A 19,266-nucleotide genomic window follows, 5' to 3' on the forward strand; every position below is an offset into this window, starting at 1 on the left:
TCGACTGATTATAGACTGGTGTTTCCAGTGTCTGACACAGGCTCCGGCCGCAAGCAATGGTCAGGACGCATGGCAGACCCGCATTGTGCGAGCTGCAAAAATGCAATTTCCCAGTGGCGGGAATACGTCCGTACCATTATGAGGGAGCTATGAAAAACAAGCTGCATGGCTATATCTTCACGCTCGCTGCGGTCAGCATTTTCGCGGCACAGGACGGGCTGTCCAAATATCTGGGCACGCATTATCCGCCCGTGCTGGTGGCGATGATCCGCTACTGGGCGTTTGCGGCTTTCGTGCTGTTTCTGGCGGCGCGCGCCGGCGGCATCCGCCGGGCGGCGACCACCGCGCGGCCGTTCCTGCAGATCTTCCGCGGCGTCATCCTCGCCGCCCAGATCGTGGTGATGATCTATGCCTTCGCCGAGGCCGGCATGGCCATGTCGCAGGCCATCCTTCAGGGCACGCCGCTGCTCATCACGCTTCTGTCGGCGCCGCTGCTCGGGGAGAAGGTCGGCTGGCGCCGCATCACCGCCATCACCATCGGGCTGTTCGGCGTGCTCCTGATCATCAATCCGATCGGCGCGGATTTCGGTCCGCTTCTGCTCGTTCCGGTGCTCGGCGCCTTCATGTTCGCGCTCTACGGCATCGCCACCCGCGCCGTGGGCCGGGTCGACCGGTCGATGACCAGCTTCTTCTATACCGGCGTGGCCGGCGCCGTCGCCATCTCGCTGGTCGGTCCGTTCTACCTGACGCCGCTGGCCCCGCAGGACTGGTTCTGGATGGGCGTGCTGTGCATGTCCGGCATGCTCAGCCATTATCTGCTGATCCGCGCCTATGACATTCTCGAGGCGTCGGAAGTGCAGCCGCTCACCTATTTCCAGCTCGTCATCGGCTCCTTCATCGCCGTTATGGTCTTCGGCGAGCGCCTGAGCTGGAACATGGTGGCCGGCGCGATCATCGTCGTCGGCGCCGGCCTGTTCACCGTCTGGCGCGAACACCATCTCGCGGTGAAGAAGGCCAAGGGCGAGCTGACGGCCCGATAGGAAAAAGCAAGGCTGCCGCGCATTCGCGCATGCCCCCCCGCCTCATTCTGCCGGAAAGACATGCGCCCGCGCCAGCGTGACGACGCCGCGCGCGCCGGCGCTGACCGGCGTGTCCGGCGCGACGTCCAGTTCCACCTGCTCCCCGGTGTCCGTCACGGCGATCAGCCTGCGTCCGTCGGGGCGGTCGAGCACACGGGTGATCGTCGCCGCAACCCCCTGCCCTTCCGTGGAAAAGCCGAGATCTCCGGGCCGCGCATAGGCGTCCGCCGGGCCGTCGGCGATGCCCGGCGCTGCGACCCGCGCATTGCCGATGGCCGCGACTTCGCCGGAAACCGTGGCCGTGAAGCGGTTCGTATCGCCCAGAAAGCGCATGACGAAGGCGTTGAGCGGCGCGCGGCAGACCTCTTCCGGCGTGCCGCTCTGCTCGATCCGGCCGTCCTTCAGGATCACCACCCGGTCGGCCAGATCGAGCGCCTCCTCCTGATCGTGGGTCACGAACAGCGTGGTGATGCCCAGCTCGTCGTGGATTTCGCGCAGCCAGCGGCGAAGCTCGCGGCGCACATTGGCGTCGAGGGCGCCGAAGGGCTCGTCGAGCAGCAGCACCTTCGGGTCGACGGCAAGCGCCCTGGCCAGCGCCACGCGCTGGCGCTGGCCGCCGGAAATCTGCGCCGGATAGCGCTCGGTCAGCCCTTCCAGCCGCACCAGCCGCAGCAGGTCGGCAACACGCGCCGCGATGTCCTGACGGCTGCGCTTCCGTTTCGAAACCTTCATGCCGAAGGCGATGTTCTCGCCCACCGTCATGTGCGGGAAGAGGGCATAGTGCTGGAACACGAAGCCGACGCCGCGCTCGCGCACCGGAATGTCGGTCGCGTCCTCCGCGCCGAAGCGGATCTGGCCGCCATCGGCATATTCGAGACCGGCCACCATGCGCAGGATCGTGGTCTTGCCGGAGCCCGAGGGGCCGAGCAGCGCCACGAGTTCGCCGCTGCCGATGTCGAGCGACACGCCGCGCACGGCGCGGAAGGTATCGAAGGTCTTTACGACATTGTCGAGGGTGATGTTCATGGCGTTTCCTTCAAGGGCGGCTCCGCCACGAAGGCGGGGCGGTTGCGGCGGCCCGCGCCGCGCTTTTCCAGCGCCACCTTCACGACGAGGGTGACGACTGCGAGACCGGCGAGAATGGAGGCGGCGGCGAAGGCGCCAGCAGTCTGGTAGTCGTGATAGAGCAGTTCGACGTGCAGCGGCAGGGTGTTTGTCTGGCCGCGGATATTGCCGGAGACGACCGAGACCGCGCCGAATTCGCCCATCACGCGGGCGTTGCACAGCACGACGCCGTAAAGCAGCGCCCAGCGGATGTTAGGCAGGGTCACGGTCAGGAACGTCCGCCAGCCCGAGGCGCCGAGCGAGGCGGCGGCCTCTTCCAGATCGCGTCCCTGCGCCTGCATCAGCGGGATCAGTTCGCGCGCTACGAACGGCGCGGTGACGAACAGCGAGGCGAGCACGATGCCCGGCAGGGCGAACAGGATCTTGATGTCGTGGGCGGACAGCCATTCGCCGAACAGGCCCTGGAGGCCGTAGACGAAGAGATAGGCGACGCCGGCGACGATGGGCGAGATCGAGAAGGGAATCTCGATCAGCACGATCAGCAGCCGCCGGCCGGGAAAGTCGAACTTGGTGATGGCCCAGGCGGCGGCGACGCCGAACAGGGTGTTGACCGGTACGGCGATCAGCGCCGTCACCAGCGTCAGGCCGATGGCATGCAGCGTGTCGGGGTGGGCGATCGCCGCCAGATAGGCGTCGACGCCGCGGGAAAAGGCCTGCACGGCGATGACCGCCAGCGGCGCGACGATGACGATGGCCGAGACGAGCAGCACGGCGGCGACGAGCGTCCGGCGCACGGCCGGGCTGTCGCCGATGCGCGCCGTCCGGCGCGGGGAGGTCGGAGCGCTCATCTCAGCCCCTCAGCGTGTAGCGCAGGGCACGGGCCTGCATGAGATTGGTGACGGCCAGCATGACGAAGGCGGCGATCAGCAGCACCGAGGCGATGGCCGCGGCGGCCTGATAGTCGTACTCCTCCAGCCGGATGAAGGCCAGCAGCGCGGTGATTTCCGTCGACATCGGCTGGTTGCCGGCGATGAAGATGATCGCGCCGAATTCTCCGAGCGAGCGGGCGAAGGACAGCGACAGGCCGGCGAGAATGGCGGGAGTGAGCAGCGGCAGGATCACCCGCGCGAAGATGGCCCCGTCCGATGCGCCGAGCGAGATCGCCGCCTCCTCCAGTGCCGGATCGAGATCCTCCAGCACCGGCTGCACCGTGCGCACGATGAAAGGCAGGCTGGTGAAGGTCATGGCGACCATGATGCCGAGCGGCGTATAGGCGACCTTGATGCCGAGCGCGGCCAGCGGCGCGCCGAACCAGCCGGAGGGTGCGAACAGCGCCGTCAGCGCGATGCCGGCCACGGCGGTCGGTAGCGCGAAGGGCAGGTCGACGATGGCATCGAGAAGGCGCCGTCCGGGAAAGCGGTAGCGGGTCAGAACCCAGGCGAGCGCCAGGCCGAAGACGAGATTGACGGCGGTCGCGCCGAGCGCCGACAGCACCGTCACCCTGTAGCTGGCCACGGCGCGGGGCGAGGAGACGATCTGCCAGTATTCCGCCGGGCCGAGGCTCGCGGCCTTGAAGACCAGCGCCGCCACCGGCAGGGCGACGATCAGCGCCATGTAGAAAAGCGTGAAGCCCAGCGTCAGCTTCAGGCCGGGCAGAACGGGGCGGCGTTTCAACGGACATCCTCTTCAACACGGCTTCACCCGGCGTTGCGGCCGGGTGAAGGTCTCTTGCCAGATAATCTTATAGGGGAGGATCAGCGCTTGCCATAGAGGCGGTCGAGCGTGCCGCCCTCGGCGAAGTGTTCCGTCTGGATGGCCTGCCAGCCGCCGAAGACGTCCTCGACGGTGACGAGGCGGACGTCCGGGAACTGGTCCTTGTACTTGGCCGCGACCGTCTCGTCGTGAACGCGGTTGCCGTTCGCCGCGAGGATTTCCTGGCCTTCCGGCGCGTAGAGGAAGGAGAGATAGTCCTTGGCGAGTTCCTGCGTGCCGTGCTTTTCGGCCACCTTCTCGACCACCGCGACCGGGAATTCGGCCAGCAGGCTGACGGAGGGGACGACCGTCTCGAACTTGTCCTCGCCGAATTCCCTGGCGATGCCGCGGGTTTCGGCTTCGAAGGTGATCAGGACGTCGCCGATCTCGCGTTCCACGAAGGTGGTGGTGGCGGCGCGGCCGCCGGTGTCGAACACCGGAACGTTGTCGAAGATCTTCTTCACGAAGGCCTCGACCTTCACCGGATCGTTGCCGAAGGCTTCCTTGGCATAGGCCGTGGCGGCCAGATAGGTATAGCGGGCGTTGCCCGAGGTCTTCGGGTTCGGGAAGACGATCTTCACGTCGTCGCGCACCAGATCGTCCCAGTCCTTCACGCTCTTCGGGTTGCCGGTGCGGACGAGGAAGGCCGGCAGCGAGTAATAGGGCGACGCCTGGTTCGGGAAGGCCTCCTGCCAGTTTTCGGGCACGAAGCCGCCCTTCACCAGTGCGTCGATATCCGTCACCTGGTTGAAGGTCACGACATCGGCTTCCAGACCTTCGAGAATGGCGCGGGCCTGCCGCGACGAGCCGCCATGCGACTGGTCGATGGTGACGTCCACGCCCTTGTCCGCCTTGTACCTGGCGATGAAGCCCTCGTTGACCTCGGCGAACAGTTCGCGGGCGATGTCGTAGGACGCGTTCAGCAGCTTGTCGGCGGCCTGGGCATGGACGGACGAGCCGAGGATCAGGGCAAGCGCTGCGCCGGCAAGGGTGAGGCGTTTCATTTCATTCTCCGCTGATGGGTGTTTCCTCTTGATTGTGCAGAGCATAGGTGGCGCGGCCGGGGCGAACGAGGCACCGGAGGCCAAGGGAGCGAGGGGAATGACAAAATTAATCCTGAAAACCAGAAAAGGCGGGAATGAAATTCTGAATCCGCCGTAAAGCCGCCGCAGAACAAGGATTTGGCAAGCTTCGTTCATGTTTCGTTAACTATAAAAGCCGGAAAGTTGATCGTGGCGCGATGGCCGCATGCGCCCGGAACGAGCGATGACCTGCTCAGGCAAGACCCAATGGGGACTCGACATGCCCATCATCACCTTCGCCAATTCCAAGGGCGGCGCCGGCAAGACGACAGCCGTGCTTCTTCTCGCCACCGAGCTTGCCCGGCGCGGCTACCGGGTGGACGTGCTCGACACCGACCCGCAGCAATGGTTCGCCCGCTGGTTCGACGTCTCCGGCCGCGCCGTGCGCAATCTGGACGTCGTCAGCTACGTCACCGAGCAGGCGCTGTCGGACCGCATCGCCGAAAGCAGGCAGCGCGCCGATTACACGATCATCGACCTGCCGGGCGTCCGCTCGCCGCTGCTGGCCCGTGCCCTCGGCCATTCCGACCATGTGCTGATCCCCGTGCAGGGCTGCGCGATGGATGCGCAGGGCGGTGCGCATGTGCTGGAAATGCTGAAGTTTCTGGCCGACAAGGCCAAGCTGGTCATTCCCCATTCCGTGGTTCTGACCCGCGTCAATCCGCTGGTCACGACCCGTGCGCTCGCCGCCGTGCGCCAGCTTCTCGCCTCGCGCAACGTCCATGTCCTCGATACGCCCATCGTCGAGCGCGCCGCCTTCCGCGACATCTTCGAACTGGGCGGAACGTTGCAGGATCTCCATCCGGAAAGGGTTTCCAATGTCGATAAGGCCCGCGAAAACGCCCGCGCCTTCGCCCATGAGGTGCTGTCGCGCGTCTGGGGCCGCCTGAGCGACGACGACCTTGCCGCCGCCGACACCGAGCATCGCATAGGCAAGACCGCCGCCTGACGCGAACGGCAATGCCGCAACGAAAAAGCCGCCCGGAGGCGGCTTTCGTCAGGATGGAAGGGCGGCGTCCGTCACTTCGGCGCCAGCACCATCATCATCTGGCGGCCTTCGAGCTTGGGCTCGGCTTCGACCTTGGCGATCTCCTGGGTGTCTTCCTTGACCTGGAGAAGAAGCTTCATGCCGAGTTCCTGGTGGGCCATCTCGCGGCCGCGGAACTTCAGCGTCACCTTCACCTTGTCGCCGTCTTCGAAGAAGCGGTTCATGGCCTTCATCTTCACCTCGTAATCGTGGGTGTCGATGTTGGGGCGCATCTTGATTTCCTTGATCTCGACGATCTTCTGCTTCTTGCGCGCTTCAGCAGCTTTCTTCTGCGTGGCGTATTTCAGCTTTCCGAGATCGAGGATCTTGCATACCGGCGGTTCGGAGTTCGGGGAAATCTCCACCAGGTCGAGTCCCGCATCCTCCGCCATTTTCAACGCCTGATCGGTGGCGACGACGCCCAGATTCTGCCCCTCATCATCGATGAGCTGTACGCGCGGGATGCGGATTTCCCGGTTGGCGCGGGGGCCGTCTTTCGTGGGAACGTCGGCTTTGAACGGTCTGCGAATGGTCGTATTCTCCTAAAAATTGACAGTGCGCTCGTCGGGCGGCTCATGGCGAATGGGCCAAGCGTACGCGGCTGATGGCAATGTCGTGATTGCGGCTGGCGAGTCAATAGCACACCTCATCAAAAAAATCACCTGCTCCCTTAGTTTTCAGCGGTTTTAGGGTCGATGCGGCGCAAATGGACATGGCATTACTTGGCAAGGGCCCGCGCACCCGCGTAAAACGGCGCGAAAACGAACGCACAAGGAAGACGACATGAGCGCGACGAACGGTATTTCCTCCGGTTCCATCACCGTCGGACAAGGAGCCGAGGCCCGCGAGATTGCCTGGAAGCGCCGCGGCGCCGCCGGCAAGGGCCCTGCCCTCGTCTGGCTCGGCGGCTACAAGTCCGACATGGAGGGGACGAAGGCGCTGGCGCTCGATGCCTTCGCCGCGGAAAAGGGCTTCGAGGCGATCCGTTTCGACTATTCCGGCCACGGCATCTCCGGCGGCGCATTCAGCGACGGTACGATCTCGCGCTGGCTTGAGGAAAGCCTTGCCGTCATATCCCGTTTCGCGCCGGAGGAGGTCATCCTCGTCGGCTCGTCGATGGGCGGCTGGATCGCCCTGCGCGCCGTTCAGGAAATCCTTGCGCGCGGACTGCCGGTCAGGGTGAAGGGCCTCGTCCTGATCGCCCCTGCCCCGGACTTCACCGTCGAACTGATCGAGCCGGCGCTGAGCGAAGCCGAAAAACACGCGCTGGAAACGCTGGGCTATTTCGAGGAGCCGTCCGAATACGGTCCCGAACCCTATATCTATACGCGCGGACTGATCGAGGACGGGCGGAAGAATCGGGTGCTGGACGGCCTGATCGCCACGGGATGCCCGGTGCATATCCTCCAGGGCATGCGCGACACCTCGGTGCCTTACGCCCATGCGCTGAAGCTGATGGAACACCTGCCCGCCGACGATGTGGTGCTGACGCTGATCCGCGACGGCGACCATCGCCTGTCGCGGCCGCAGGACATCGAACGGCTGAAGGCCGCGCTCTGCGAAATCGCCCGCGCCTGACGCCTCGCGCGTTAACCATGTCCGCGTTCATATTCTGTTAAGGTTTGCCCGGCCGTTGACTCGTTGCGCCTTTGGTTCTTAACTCTTTGTTAAGAATTCAAAGGGACGAACCGATGTTGAGTACGGGTAAACGCATTTTCGTTGCTCTGGCCGCGCTTGTCGCCGCAAGCACGGCTGCCGGCGGCAGCGATCTGCGTCCGGCTGCCGCCATGATCACCGGTTCCGTCACCTCGCAGCCCATCGGTCACTACGAGTTCTGCCAGCGGCATGTGTCCGAATGCGCCGTGCGCAGCAAGGTCGCCGCCGCGCCGAAGCTGACCGAACACGGCTGGCAGGTTCTTCGCGACGTCAACATGTCCGTCAACGCCGAAATCATCGCGATGACCGACATGGAAGTCTACGGCAAGGAAGAGTTCTGGACCTATCCGGTCGATGCCGGCGATTGCGAGGAATTCGTTCTCGAAAAGCGCAAGCGCCTGCTCGAAAAGGGCTTTTCGGTCGCCGACCTGCTGATCACCGTCGTGCGCAAGCCGGATGGCGAGGGCCATGCCGTCCTGACCGTCCGTACCTCGCAGGGCGACTACATCCTCGACAACCTGTCGCCGGACGTGAAGCCCTGGACGGAAACGTCCTACACCTATCTGAAGCGCCAGGCGAGCTTTCACACCGGCCGCTGGGTCACGATCGAGAACGGCAACGTGCAGGTGGTCGGCGCCCTGCGCTGACGGCCGCCTTGCCGGGCAAAGGCCGGCAAGCACGCTTGCAATGCCCCGCATCCGCTCCTAAATAAAGGCCATCTTCATTCAGGCAGGACGGTGCAGTCATGGATTTCCACCCTTTCGCAATCGAACGTCAATTTGCGAATGGGGAAATCCGCCACCATGTCTGCCTTCATCTCCCTCTCCCGTCTTTCCTGGTCCACGCCTGACGGACGGCCTGTCCTTTCCGATCTCACGCTTCGTTTCGAACCCGAGCGGACCGGCCTTGTCGGGCGCAATGGCGTCGGCAAGTCGACCCTGTTCGGGCTGATCGCCGGCACGCTCCGGCCGCAATCGGGAACCGTAACCGTCAGCGGGCGGCTGGGCTGGCTGCGGCAGTCCGCCCAGCTTGCCGGCGATGAAACGGTGGCCGACCTGTTCGGCGTGCGCGAGGCCCTCGCGCTTCTCGGGCGGGCCGAGGCAGGCCGGGCCGGCGCCGACGAACTGGCGGAGGCGGACTGGACCCTGCCGGAGCGGATCGCGGCCTCGCTTGCCCGTGCCGGGCTCGATGCGGTGCCGGCAACGGCGCTGGCCTCCCTTTCCGGTGGGCAGCGGACCCGGGCCGCGCTGGCGGCAATGACCTTCGCCGACCCGGATTTCCTGCTTCTCGACGAACCGACCAACAATCTCGACCGGGACGGACGCGTCGCCGTGCGCGATCTTCTCGCCGGCTGGCGCAAGGGCGCGGTCGTCATCAGCCATGACCGCGAACTGCTGGACAGCATGGATGCGATCGTTGAGCTGACGTCGCTGGGCGCCACACGCTTCGGCGGCAACTGGACCCATTACCGGGCGGCGAAGGCCGTGCTGCTGGCGGCTGCCGAGAGTGATCTCGCCCATGCCGAAAAGCAGGTTTCGGAGCAGGCCGGCGAGGCGCAGCGGCGCCGAGAGCGGCAGGCGCGGCGCGACGGCGCCGGGCGGAAAATGGGCGCGAAAGGCGACATGCCGCGCATCGTCGCCGGCTTGCGGAAGGACCGCAGCGAGGATACCGGCGGCCGCAACGCGCAGCTTGCCGCTGACAGGCAGGCGAAGGCGGCCGAAGCGCTGGCGGCGGCGCGCGAGCGGGTCGAGATCCTCCAGCCCTTCGGCGTGCGGCTGGCCTCGGCCGATCTTCCGCCGGGACGCCGCGTCTTGCAGTTCGACAATGTGACGGCGGGCTACGAGCCCGGCCGCCCGGTGCTGCGCGGGCTTTCGTTTACGGTGACGGGGCCGGAGCGCCTTGCCGTCACCGGGCCGAACGGTTCGGGCAAGACGACCCTGCTGGCGCTGATCGCGGGCCGGCATGCGCCGGATGCCGGCGCCGTGCGGCGCTTCGTGCCCTTCGCCATGCTCGACCAGCGGGTAAGCCTCATCGATCCGTCGCTGTCGATCCGCGACAATTTCAGGCGGCTCAACCCCGATGCCGACGAGAATGCCTGCCGGCTGGCGCTTGCCCGCTTCATGTTCCGCGCCGATGCCGCGATGCAGCCCGCCGGCACGCTCAGCGGCGGCCAGCTTCTCAGGGCCGGGCTCGCCTGCGTCCTCGGCGGCGGGGCGCCGCCGCCGCTCCTCCTTCTCGACGAGCCGACCAATCACCTCGACATCGAATCCGTGGAAACCGTCGAGGCCGGCCTCAGGGCCTATGACGGCGCTCTCGTCGTGGTGAGCCATGACGAGGCGTTTCTGGAGGCGATCGGCATGACGCGGCGGCTTGAGCTTAGCCCTGCCCGATGAGGATGCCGGCGGCCAGAACCAGCGAGCCGCCGAGGACGACCTGCATGACGGCGCGGAAGAACGGCGTGTCCATGAACCGGTTCTGGATGAAGGCGATGGCCCATAGCTCGATGAACACGACGATCACGGCGATGGTGGTGGCGATCGTGAAGTCCGGGATCAGGTAGGGCAGCGCGTGGCCGAGGCCGCCGAGGGCCGTCATGACGCCCGAGGCAAGCCCGCGCTTCCACGGCGCGCCGCGGCCCGACAGCTTGCCGTCGTCATGGGCGGCTTCGGTGAACCCCATCGAAATGCCGGCGCCCACCGAGGCGGACAGGCCGACGAGGAAGGTCTGCCAGGTGTTGCCGGTGGCGAACGCCGCCGCGAAGATCGGCGCCAGCGTCGAGACGGATCCGTCCATCAGTCCGGCGAGGCCCGGCTGGATCCAGGTCAGCACGAGCTGGCGGCGGGCGGTCTGCGTTTCGCCGGCGGCCACGTCGTCCGGCCTGTGCCGGTCGCTCAGCGCATGGGCGATGCTGCCGTGGCTCTCCTCGGCCATCGCCAGTTCGCCGAGAAGCGCGCGGGTTCCGGCATCCGTCACCCGCCCGGCGGCCTCGCGGTAGAAGCGCGCCGCCTGCCGTTCCATGCGTTCCGTTTCCTCGCGGATTTTCCCGAAAGGCAGGTTCTTCTGCAACCAGTCCGGCCTGCGGTCGTAAAAGCCGCGCACATGCTCGCGGCGGATCGGTGGAATGACTTCGCCGAAACGCTGGCGATAGAGGACGATCAGGTTGCGGCGGTGGGCGTCCTCCACCTCCGCCATGTCGCGGAATATGGCGGCGGTCGCCGGATAATCCTGTTCCAGCCGCTGCGCATAGGTCATATAGATGCGTCCGTCTTCCTCCTCGGAAGCGATGGCGAGCGCGAGAATTTCCCGTTCGTCGAGGGAGTTGAAGGAGCGCCTGGAAGGGCCGAGGAGAGAAAACATGATCGCGAAAACCTTAGTTTAGAATAATTCTAAATTAGGGTGCGGCATGCGGCAGGTCAAGACGAAAGTCGGGCCGTGCCGTCATGCCGCAGGAAAAAATGCCGTCATCCGGCCGGAACGCGGCGGACGAAGGAGATGGAAATGAGCGACGAATTGCGGGTGCATGCCGCCCACCGGGCGGACATGCAGGCGAAGGCCGCGGCGGACATGGCGGCGATCGGCATCGATGCCGCCTTTCTCGACCGGCTGGTGGACACCTTTTACGGTCGCGTGCGGGCGCATCCCGCGCTCGGCCCGGTTTTCGAGGCAAGGCTTGCCGGGCGCTGGCCGGAACACCTCGCCCGGATGAAACGGTTCTGGCAGGCCGTCGCCCTGCGCAACGGCGCCTATTCGGGCCGCCCCGTTCCCGCCCATCTCGCCGTTTCCGGCCTCAGCGAACCGCTCTTTGCCGACTGGCTGGCCCTGTTCGGTGAAACGCTGGACGATATCGCCCCGACGCAGGCGGCGCGCGATGTCCTGATGGCGTCGGCCGAGCGCATCGCCCGCAGCCTGATCCTGTCCATCTTCCACAATCCGGCCGTCACGGGCACGGCATGAAAACACTTACGCGCGGCGGAAATATCGGTTAGATCATTTCAGCGTTTCCATGAAACGCTGAAATGATCTAACTATTTGTTTTTGCGCAATTCCGGACGGAAAGCCGCTTCACATTTTTCCTGGAATCGCTCTCACCAGACCGCGGAATAACATGAACGGGTACTCATATCATGCACGGTGAATACAAGGTCCACGGTGGAAAGCTCGTCGTCGTCGATCTCGATGTGGTGGACGATAGGCTTTCCGGTGTGCAGGTCGCGGGCGATTTCTTCCTGGAGCCGGCCGAGGCGCTGGCCGATATCCGCGCCGCGCTGGATGGCCTGCCGGTCACGTCGTCTGCGGCGGACATCGCCGATGCCGTGAATGCCGGCCTTCGCCCCGATGCAGTGATGATCGGCTTCAGCCCCGAGGCCGTGGCCATCGCCGTCCGCCGCGCTTTGGGCGTGGCCGGCACCTGGCGCGACTACGAATGGCAGATCATCGAGGCGCCCGCCGTGCCGCCGGCCATTCATCTCGCGCTCGACGAGGTGCTTGCGCAGGAAGTGGCCGCCGGGCGGCGGGCACCGACGCTGCGCTTCTGGGAGTGGGAGCGGCCCGCCATCATCATCGGCGCGTTCCAGTCGCTGCGCAACGAAGTGGACATGGAGGCCACGGCGAAGTTCGGCGTCCAGACGGTTCGCCGCGTGACCGGCGGCGGCGCGATGTTCGTGGAGCCCGGCTCGACCATCACCTATTCACTCTACGCACCCGCCGCGCTGGTGCGCGACATGAGCTTTGCCGAATCCTACGCCTTCCTCGACGAGTGGGTGCTGAAGGCGCTGAACTCGCTCGGGATCGACGCCGTCTACAAGCCGCTCAACGACATCGCCAGTTCCAAAGGCAAGATCGGCGGCGCGGCGCAGAAGCGCTTCCACGGCGGCGCGATCCTCCATCACGTCACGATGGCCTACGACATGGACGCGGAGAAGATGACGCAGGTGCTGCGCATCGGCCGGGAGAAACTGTCCGACAAGGGAACGGCGAGCGCGGTCAAGCGCGTCGACCCGGTGCGCAGCCAGACCGGCCTGCCGCGCGAGGAGGTCATCCGCCGCATGCGGGAAACCTTCGTTTCGCTGAACGGCGGCAAGGCGGGATCGATCACCGCCGAGGAATATGCCGCCGCCGAAAAGCTGGCGGCGGAAAAGTTCCTGACGGAAGACTGGCTGCGCCACATTCCGTAAACACGGGCGCATCGGGGGAAGCAACGGGCCGCCCCTTCCCTCACTCACTTCGCCTCCGCTTCGCCCGGCGGCCATCTCCCCGTGGGGAGAGGGTATCCGAAACGCTGCGGCATATGCCATCTTCTCCCCTCGGGGAAGAAGATGGCCGAAGGGCGGATGAAGGCCCTTCGGCAGTTTTGTGGAGGGTGGTTCCCCTTTCACAGGAAAGGCTCCAGCCCGGCCTCACCCCTTGCCGTAGGGCCATTTCCAGTCGCGGATTTCCGGCATGTCCTCGCCGTGCTCGCGCACCCAGGCATTGTGCTCGGCAAGCTTGGCCTCGAATGCCGCGACGGCTTCCGCGCCCTTGCGGCCGAGTGACGGCAGGCGCCGGATCGCCTCGATGGCGAGGTGGAAGCGGTCGAGATCGTTCATCACCACCATGTCGAAGGGAGTGGTCGTCGTGCCCTCCTCCTTGTAGCCGCGCACATGGAAGCTGTCGTGGTTCCTGCGCTTGTAGACCAGGCGGTGGATGAGCCAGGGATAGCCGTGATAGGCGAAGATCACCGGGCGGGAGGTCGTGAACATCGCGTCGAAGGCCTCGTCGGTCAGGCCGTGCGGATGCTGGTCGGGCGATTGCAGCGCCATCAGGTCCACCACGTTGACGACGCGGATGCGCAGGTCCGGCAGTGCCTGGCGCAGGAGATCGGCGGCGGCGAGCGCTTCCAGCGTCGGCACGTCGCCGGCGGCGGCGAGGACCACATCCGGCTCGAACCCTTCCTCTTCCGTTCCGGCCCATTCCCATATGCCGGCGCCCGTCTCGCAATGGGCGATGGCCTCGTCCATCGTCAGCCATTGCGGCGCGGGCTGCTTGCCGGCGACAATGACGTTGATGCGGTCCCAGGTCTGGAGGCAATGGTTCCCCACCCACAGCAGCGTGTTGGCATCCGGCGGGAAATAGACGCGCACGACGTCGGCCTTCTTGTTGACGACGTGATCGACGAAGCCCGGGTCCTGATGCGAGAAGCCGTTATGGTCCTGCCGCCAGACATGCGACGTCAGCAGGTAGTTGAGCGAGGCGACCGGCTTGCGCCATTCGATGCCGCGCGTCACCTTCAGCCACTTGGCATGCTGGTTGAACATCGAATCGACGATGTGGATGAAGGCTTCGTAGCAGGAGAAGAAGCCGTGGCGGCCGGTCAGCAGGTAGCCTTCCAGCCAGCCCTGGCACATATGCTCCGACAGGACCTCCATCACCCGGCCCTCGCGGGCGAGATGATCGTCCGTCGGCAGGATTTCCGCCTGCCAGACGCGATCCGTGACTTCGAACACGCTTTGCAGGCGGTTCGAGGCCGTCTCGTCCGGACCGAAGATGCGGAAATTCCGCTCCGTCGCGTTGAGCGTCAGCGCGTCGCGCAGGAAATCGCCGAGGATCTTGGTGGATTGCTCGTCGGCTGCCCCCGGCGTCTCCACCGTCACCGCGTAGGTGCGGATGTCGGGCAGTGTTAGCTCCTTGCGGAGCAGGCCGCCATTGCCCTGAGGGATGGCGCCCATGCGTTTGGCGCCGGAGGGCGCCAGGGCCTTGAGTTCGGGCTTGAGCGCGCCGTTTTCGTCGAACAGGTCGTCGGGGTGGTAGGATTTCAGCCAGTCCTCCAGAATGATGCGGTGGCCCTCGTCGTCGCGGCAGCCGGAAACCGGCACCTGATGCGAGCGCCAGTGGCCTTCCACCACCTTGCCGTCCACCGTCTTCGGGCCGGTCCAGCCCTTGAGGCTGCGCAGCACGATCATCGGCCAGCGCGGGCGGGAGAGATCGCCGCTTTCGGCCCGGGCGCGGATCGCCGCCAGCCTGTCGAAGACCGTGTCCAGCGTCGCCGCCATCTGGCCGTGCATGTCGGTGGGATCGGAGCCTTCCACGAAGAACGGCTCATAGCCGTAGCCGCTGAACAGATCCGTCAGCTCCGTGTCGGAAAGCCGGGCAAGAACCGTCGGATTGGCGATCTTGTAGCCGTTGAGATGCAGGATGGGCAGAACGGCGCCGTCGCTCAGGGGATTGAGGAACTTGTTGGAATGCCAGGCGGCGGCTAGCGGCCCGGTTTCGGCCTCGCCATCGCCGACGACGCAGGCGACGACCAGATCCGGGTCGTCGAAGGCCGCGCCGAACGCATGCACCAGCGCATAGCCCAGCTCGCCCCCTTCGTGGATGGAGCCCGGCGTTTCGGGCGCGGCGTGGCTCGGAATCCCGCCGGGGAAGGAGAACTGCCGGAAGAGCCTGCCGATCCCCTCCTCCGTTTCGGGAATGTCGGGGTAGATCTCGCTGTAGGTGCCTTCCAGATAGGTGTTGGCGACCATGCCCGGCCCGCCGTGGCCGGGGCCGCAGATATAGAGCACGTTGGCGTCGCGCGCCTTGATGATGCGGTTGAGATGCGCATAGATGAAGTTGAGCCCCGGCGTCGTGCCCCAGTGGCCGAGAAGGCGGGGCTTGATGTCCTCGGGCTTCAGCGGTTCTTTCAGCAGCGGATTGCCGAGAAGATAGATCTGACCGACCGAGAGATAGTTCGCCGCCCGCCAGTAACGGTCGATCAGCGCCAGTTCCTCTGCGGGGGGACGCGCTGCCGTTGCTACGCCTGCTTCTGCCATCGAATTTCTCCTCGTTCCTTGGTCGTTTCCGCACTTCATACATCGGCCGGATGTCGGGCATGTTAAGGCGGTGACGGGCAGAGGTTAGTTCCCTGCGCCGGGGTCTTCAAGCGCAACGGCAGGAAACTTGACGATTGTCAGGAAGTTTCAGGTGCGGCAAAAGATCGGCCCCCGCACGGGGGTGCCGTGCGGGGGCCTGATGGCGGGCCTGCTTGCGTCAGGCGTTCACGGCGGTCTCCTGCGTCGCGGCCAGCATCTTCTGCGCCGCGACGAAATCCGCCTTGCCGGAGCCGAGCACCGGCACCTTGCCGATGCGGACGCTCGAAGGGATCATCATCTCGTTCGCCCCCTTGCCGCGGGCGAAGTCGAGGAAGGCGGCGCGGCTCGCCTGTTCGGCATCGGTCAGCATCACCAACCTTTCGCCCTTCTTCGGATCCGGCAGCGCGACGACCACCGTCAGGTTCTGCGGCCAGAGTTCGCCGGCCAGCGCCTCGACGGCGGCGAGCGACACCATTTCGCCGCCGATCTTGGCGAAGCGCTTGGCGCGTCCGCGGATCGAGATGAAACCGTCCTCGTCGACGACCACGATGTCGCCCGTGTCGTGCCAGCCGTCGGGCAGCGTTTCCAGCACGCCGGGATTTTCGGCGCGCAGGTAGCCGGCCATGACGTTCGCGCCGCGCACGTAGAGGCGGCCCCCCTCCTCCACGCCGGGAACCGGATCGAGGCGGTATTCCATGCCCGGCATGATCTTGCCCACGGTGCCGGCCTTGTTGAACATCGGCGTGTTGAGCGAGATCACCGGCGCGGCCTCGGTCACGCCGTAGCCTTCCAGGATGCGCACGCCGAACTTCTCCATGTAGAGCGCCCGGGTCGAGGCCTTCACCGGCTCGGCGCCTGCGAAGCAGTAGCGGATGGAGCGGAAGTCGTAGGGGTGCGCCGTGCGGGCGTAGCCGTTGAGGAACGTATCCGTGCCGAAGATGATCGTGGCGTTCGATGCGTAGATCAGTTCCGGCACGATGCGGTAGTGCAGCGGCGACGGGTAGAAATAGACCGGCACACCGGAGGTGAGCGGCAGGATCGTGCCCGCCGTCAGGCCGAAGGAGTGGAACACCGGCAGGACGTTGAACACCTTGTCGCCCGGGCCGAAATCGATGCGCGAGGCGGCCTGAGCGGCATTGGCCAGCACGTTGCGGTGGGTCAGCACGACGCCCTTGGGGGTGCCCTCCGAGCCGGAGGTGAAGAGGATCACCGCCGGATCGTCGGGCTTGCGGCGAACGAGCGGCCTGCCCTTGCGCCATGCGCCGGCAAGCTTGTCCCATAGGCCGATGGTCTCGCGGATGTCGTCCAGCCAGTGGATCTCGACCGTGCGGCCGACCTCCTCGATCACCGGGCCGAGCTTCGCCTGCGCGACGAAGGCGCGGGAGGTGAGTATATGGCCGATTCGCGCCGCCTTGCAGGCCGAGAGGATGTTGGCCGCCCCGGCGGTGAAGTTCAGCACCGCCGGCACCTTGCCCGCCGACATCACGCCGAGAATGGTCGCGACCGAGCCGTTGGCATTGGGCAGCAGCACGCCGAGCGCATCCTCGCCGGGAAAGCGGCGGCGGAACTGCGCGCCGAGTACGGCGGTGGCCGTCAGCAGCTTGCGATAGGTGAGCGAGCCGGTCACGGGGTCCTGCGTCGCCAGATGGCCGAAGCCGTGCTCGTCCGCCGTGGCGACGATCTTTTCGAGAACCGTGGTCGAGGTGTCGGTCGTCTCGAACATCAGTTTCGACATGACCTGGTAGAGCGCGGCGCCCGCCGCCAGCCGCCGCTTGCGGCCCTTCAGCTCCTGCGGCACCTCGAGGCGAACGGGTTCGAGAATCGTCACCTTGACCTTCGGGAACAGGCGGCGGCGCACATGCCGCGACGTCAGGCGCGAGAAATAGCTCTTCTCCAGCCCGTCGATGCGGATCGGTACGACCATCGATCCCGTCTTGTCGGCCACCATCGCCGCACCGTCATAGACCTTCATCAGCGTGCCGGTAACGGTGATGCGCCCTTCCGGGAAGATCACCAGCGGATCGCCGGCATTGACGGCCTTGATCAGCGTGCGCGTCGCCATCGGCTTCGAGGGGTCGAGCGGCAGGAACTTGCACAGCTTCAGGAAGGGCTTCACCCACCAGGCCTGCGCGATGGTGTGGTCGACGGCGAAGATCGGCTCCTCCTCCGTCAGGGCCAGCGCCAGCGCACCGTCGAGGAACGAGACGTGGTTGAGGGCGAGGATCGGCGCGCGGCCGGCCTTCCTGACGTTTTCGAGGCCCTCCACTTCCAGCCGCAGGAAGGCGCGGAACAGGATGGAGACGAAATCGCGGAAGGGATTGGTCGGCAGGTGCCTCAGCATCAGCCAGGCGGCGGCGGCATTGGCGAGGGAGAGCAGGACGACCAGCGCCGGGATGGACAGGCCAAAGGCCTGAAGGGCCGCGACCAGCCCGCCGCCAGCGGTCATGAAGCCCGCCGAAAGCACGTTGGCGGCGGCGATGACGCGCGAACGCTCGTCCTCATGCGCCCAGGCCTGAAGGGCCGCGAAGCTCGGCACGACGACGAAGGCGCCGGCAATCGCAAGCCCGGCCAGATCGAAGCCGATGCGGATCGTCTTTTCGCCCGCGAAGAATTCGGAAAGCGAGGCGGCCTGCGCTGTTGCTTCCATGCCCCAGGCGTTCCAGGCGAGGTCGAGGCCGAAGATTGCCATCAGCAGCGCGCCGAGCGGCGCCTGCACGAGAACGATGCGGCCGGCCGACATCCAGGCCGAGACGGCGGAGCCGATGCCGACGGCGACCGCGAAGACGGCGAGATAGGCGGTGATCGCCGTCTCCCCGCCGCCGAGACCGTTCCTGACGAGCGGCGGCAGCAGCGACAGCACGATGGCGCCGACCAGCCAGAACCACGCGGCCATCAGCGCCGTGCGCCACAGCCGCGTATCCCGACGCAGGCTGGAGACGAGGCGGGCGGTGGAGCGGAAGACGTTGCCGTCGATGACGAGGTCCGGGGCCTTGGAGCCGGTCGGCGGGATGAACCGGCTCGCGGCCCAGCAGACGCCGGCAAAGCCCATCATCATCGGGCCGAAGACCCACACGTCGACGCCGCCGGCCGCCGCCAGCCCGGCGACGATGGTGCCGCCGAGAATGGCGATGAAGGTGGCGGCCTCTACCCAGGCGTTGGCGCGGGGCAACTCGCGGCGCTCCAGATGGTCCGGCAGGATGCCGTATTTGATCGGCCCGAAAAGGGCCGAGATGACGCCGAAGAGGAAGAGCGCCAGCATCAGCACGAAGATGGAGGAGAAGGCGAGGCCGACGACGGCGACCGCCGCCGCGCCCACTTCGGCGAGCTTCAGCCGTCGGGCGAGGCGCGCCTTGTCGTAGCGGTCGGCCATTTCGCCGCCGAGCGCCGAAAACAGCAGGAAGGGCGCCATGAACACCGCGCCCGCCAGCGTCACCAGCGAGGCCGCCTGCGCGGCGGCCACCTTGGCGAGAATGAGGAAGACGAGCGTGTTCTTGAGGAAATTGTCGTTGAACGCGGACAGGAACTGCGTCCAGAACAGCGGCGCGAACTGCCGTGAGGTCATGAGATTGCGTTGCATCAGTTTCGCCCCTTCATGGCGGTGTCGCCTTCCGGCCGGGCCGGTCGGGACGGGAGACGGTTCATGGCGGCCCTGCCCGCGCAAAGGACGAAGCCTTCTTCAAACCTTTGCGGCTGTAAAGGGCATCGCGGCCGGAAAAGGACTGCAATCCGTTTGAACATCTTTCCTGCTCCGTGTATGAACGTTGTTCATGAATCTTTTG

At 65.9% G+C, this 19,266-nt stretch carries 15 protein-coding genes; 7 read left to right on the forward strand and 8 right to left on the reverse strand.

Features of this window, described 5'->3' with window-relative positions:
- Nucleotides 1-149 precede the first annotated feature (149 nt).
- Nucleotides 150-1,040, forward strand: a complete 891-nt coding sequence (locus tag NOF55_RS12830; protein WP_306411779.1) for a DMT family transporter — start codon at nucleotides 150-152, stop codon at nucleotides 1,038-1,040.
- A gap of 42 nt (nucleotides 1,041-1,082) precedes the next feature.
- Here NOF55_RS12830 and NOF55_RS12835 read toward each other — a convergent pair whose 3' ends face one another.
- The 4 genes from NOF55_RS12835 to NOF55_RS12850 all read right to left on the reverse strand — a co-directional run bounded on the left by NOF55_RS12835 (nucleotide 1,083) and on the right by NOF55_RS12850 (nucleotide 4,900).
- Nucleotides 1,083-2,105 carry a sulfate/molybdate ABC transporter ATP-binding protein gene (locus NOF55_RS12835; RefSeq protein WP_306411780.1) on the reverse strand — a complete coding sequence of 341 codons (1,023 nt, stop codon included), beginning with the start codon at nucleotides 2,103-2,105 and terminating at the stop codon, nucleotides 1,083-1,085.
- Nucleotides 2,102-2,992, reverse strand: a complete 891-nt coding sequence (gene cysW / locus NOF55_RS12840) for a sulfate ABC transporter permease subunit CysW (protein ID WP_306411781.1) — start codon at nucleotides 2,990-2,992, stop codon at nucleotides 2,102-2,104. The genes NOF55_RS12835 and cysW overlap by 4 nt, the downstream gene beginning before the upstream one ends.
- Before the next feature lies 1 nt (nucleotide 2,993).
- The gene (gene cysT, locus NOF55_RS12845) at nucleotides 2,994-3,818 is read right to left on the reverse strand and encodes a sulfate ABC transporter permease subunit CysT (protein WP_306411782.1); all 825 of its coding nucleotides are present in this window, start codon (nucleotides 3,816-3,818) and stop codon (nucleotides 2,994-2,996) included.
- A gap of 80 nt (nucleotides 3,819-3,898) precedes the next feature.
- A complete protein-coding gene (locus tag NOF55_RS12850; RefSeq protein ID WP_306411783.1) occupies nucleotides 3,899-4,900 on the reverse strand; it encodes a sulfate ABC transporter substrate-binding protein in 1,002 nt (333 codons plus the stop codon).
- A gap of 298 nt (nucleotides 4,901-5,198) precedes the next feature.
- On the opposite strand from NOF55_RS12850, the gene NOF55_RS12855 reads away from it, so the two are divergent.
- Nucleotides 5,199-5,927: an AAA family ATPase gene (locus NOF55_RS12855; RefSeq protein WP_306412211.1), complete on the forward strand. Its 729-nt coding sequence runs from the start codon at nucleotides 5,199-5,201 to the stop codon at nucleotides 5,925-5,927.
- A 71-nt stretch (nucleotides 5,928-5,998) separates the two neighbouring features.
- On the opposite strand, the gene infC is transcribed toward NOF55_RS12855, so the two are convergent.
- Entirely contained in the window at nucleotides 5,999-6,535 is a 537-nt protein-coding gene (gene infC / locus NOF55_RS12860; RefSeq protein WP_306412212.1) for a translation initiation factor IF-3, read from the reverse strand.
- Nucleotides 6,536-6,788: 253 nt separating this feature from the next.
- On the opposite strand from infC, the gene NOF55_RS12865 reads away from it, so the two are divergent.
- From NOF55_RS12865 to NOF55_RS12875, 3 genes are all read left to right on the forward strand, one after another.
- Nucleotides 6,789-7,583, forward strand: coding sequence for an alpha/beta hydrolase (locus tag NOF55_RS12865; protein WP_306411784.1), 795 nt, complete (start codon nucleotides 6,789-6,791; stop codon nucleotides 7,581-7,583).
- 113 nt (nucleotides 7,584-7,696) lie between these two features.
- Complete coding sequence (locus tag NOF55_RS12870; protein ID WP_306411785.1) at nucleotides 7,697-8,308, forward strand: transglutaminase-like cysteine peptidase; 612 nt, start codon at nucleotides 7,697-7,699, stop codon at nucleotides 8,306-8,308.
- 156 nt (nucleotides 8,309-8,464) lie between these two features.
- Nucleotides 8,465-10,054 (forward strand): ABC-F family ATP-binding cassette domain-containing protein, encoded by a 1,590-nt coding sequence (locus NOF55_RS12875; RefSeq protein WP_306411786.1) that lies wholly within the window; start codon nucleotides 8,465-8,467, stop codon nucleotides 10,052-10,054.
- Here the strand turns inward: NOF55_RS12875 and mbfA are convergent.
- A complete protein-coding gene (gene mbfA, locus NOF55_RS12880; RefSeq protein WP_306411787.1) occupies nucleotides 10,038-11,018 on the reverse strand; it encodes an iron exporter MbfA in 981 nt (326 codons plus the stop codon). The genes NOF55_RS12875 and mbfA overlap by 17 nt on opposite strands.
- A gap of 141 nt (nucleotides 11,019-11,159) precedes the next feature.
- On the opposite strand from mbfA, the gene NOF55_RS12885 reads away from it, so the two are divergent.
- Together NOF55_RS12885 and lplAB are read left to right on the forward strand one after the other, a co-directional pair.
- Entirely contained in the window at nucleotides 11,160-11,615 is a 456-nt protein-coding gene (locus NOF55_RS12885; protein ID WP_306411788.1) for a group III truncated hemoglobin, read from the forward strand.
- Nucleotides 11,616-11,785: 170 nt separating this feature from the next.
- Nucleotides 11,786-12,835 carry a lipoate-protein ligase LplAB gene (gene lplAB, locus NOF55_RS12890; RefSeq protein ID WP_306411789.1) on the forward strand — a complete coding sequence of 350 codons (1,050 nt, stop codon included), beginning with the start codon at nucleotides 11,786-11,788 and terminating at the stop codon, nucleotides 12,833-12,835.
- Between the two features lie 222 nt (nucleotides 12,836-13,057).
- Here lplAB and NOF55_RS12895 read toward each other — a convergent pair whose 3' ends face one another.
- The gene (locus NOF55_RS12895) at nucleotides 13,058-15,448 is read right to left on the reverse strand and encodes a phosphoketolase family protein (RefSeq protein WP_306411790.1); all 2,391 of its coding nucleotides are present in this window, start codon (nucleotides 15,446-15,448) and stop codon (nucleotides 13,058-13,060) included.
- 217 nt (nucleotides 15,449-15,665) lie between these two features.
- The gene (locus NOF55_RS12900) at nucleotides 15,666-19,064 is read right to left on the reverse strand and encodes an acyl-[ACP]--phospholipid O-acyltransferase (RefSeq protein ID WP_306411791.1); all 3,399 of its coding nucleotides are present in this window, start codon (nucleotides 19,062-19,064) and stop codon (nucleotides 15,666-15,668) included.
- Between the last annotated feature and the right edge of the window lie 202 nt (nucleotides 19,065-19,266).

Origin of the sequence: Ectorhizobium quercum, assembly GCF_026552795.1 — a bacterium.
GTDB lineage: Bacteria > Pseudomonadota > Alphaproteobacteria > Rhizobiales > Rhizobiaceae > Ectorhizobium > Ectorhizobium quercum.

Coding starts and splice junctions, on each gene's coding strand:
- NOF55_RS12830 (WP_306411779.1), top strand. CDS start 150: ATGAAAAACAAGCTGCATGGCTATATCTTCACGCTCGCTGCGGTCAGC.
- NOF55_RS12835 (WP_306411780.1), bottom strand. CDS start 2,105: ATGAACATCACCCTCGACAATGTCGTAAAGACCTTCGATACCTTCCGC.
- cysW (WP_306411781.1), bottom strand. CDS start 2,992: ATGAGCGCTCCGACCTCCCCGCGCCGGACGGCGCGCATCGGCGACAGC.
- NOF55_RS12850 (WP_306411783.1), bottom strand. CDS start 4,900: ATGAAACGCCTCACCCTTGCCGGCGCAGCGCTTGCCCTGATCCTCGGC.
- NOF55_RS12855 (WP_306412211.1), top strand. CDS start 5,199: ATGCCCATCATCACCTTCGCCAATTCCAAGGGCGGCGCCGGCAAGACG.
- NOF55_RS12865 (WP_306411784.1), top strand. CDS start 6,789: ATGAGCGCGACGAACGGTATTTCCTCCGGTTCCATCACCGTCGGACAA.
- NOF55_RS12870 (WP_306411785.1), top strand. CDS start 7,697: ATGTTGAGTACGGGTAAACGCATTTTCGTTGCTCTGGCCGCGCTTGTC.
- NOF55_RS12875 (WP_306411786.1), top strand. CDS start 8,465: ATGTCTGCCTTCATCTCCCTCTCCCGTCTTTCCTGGTCCACGCCTGAC.
- mbfA (WP_306411787.1), bottom strand. CDS start 11,018: ATGTTTTCTCTCCTCGGCCCTTCCAGGCGCTCCTTCAACTCCCTCGAC.
- NOF55_RS12885 (WP_306411788.1), top strand. CDS start 11,160: ATGAGCGACGAATTGCGGGTGCATGCCGCCCACCGGGCGGACATGCAG.
- lplAB (WP_306411789.1), top strand. CDS start 11,786: ATGCACGGTGAATACAAGGTCCACGGTGGAAAGCTCGTCGTCGTCGAT.
- NOF55_RS12895 (WP_306411790.1), bottom strand. CDS start 15,448: ATGGCAGAAGCAGGCGTAGCAACGGCAGCGCGTCCCCCCGCAGAGGAA.
- NOF55_RS12900 (WP_306411791.1), bottom strand. CDS start 19,064: ATGCAACGCAATCTCATGACCTCACGGCAGTTCGCGCCGCTGTTCTGG.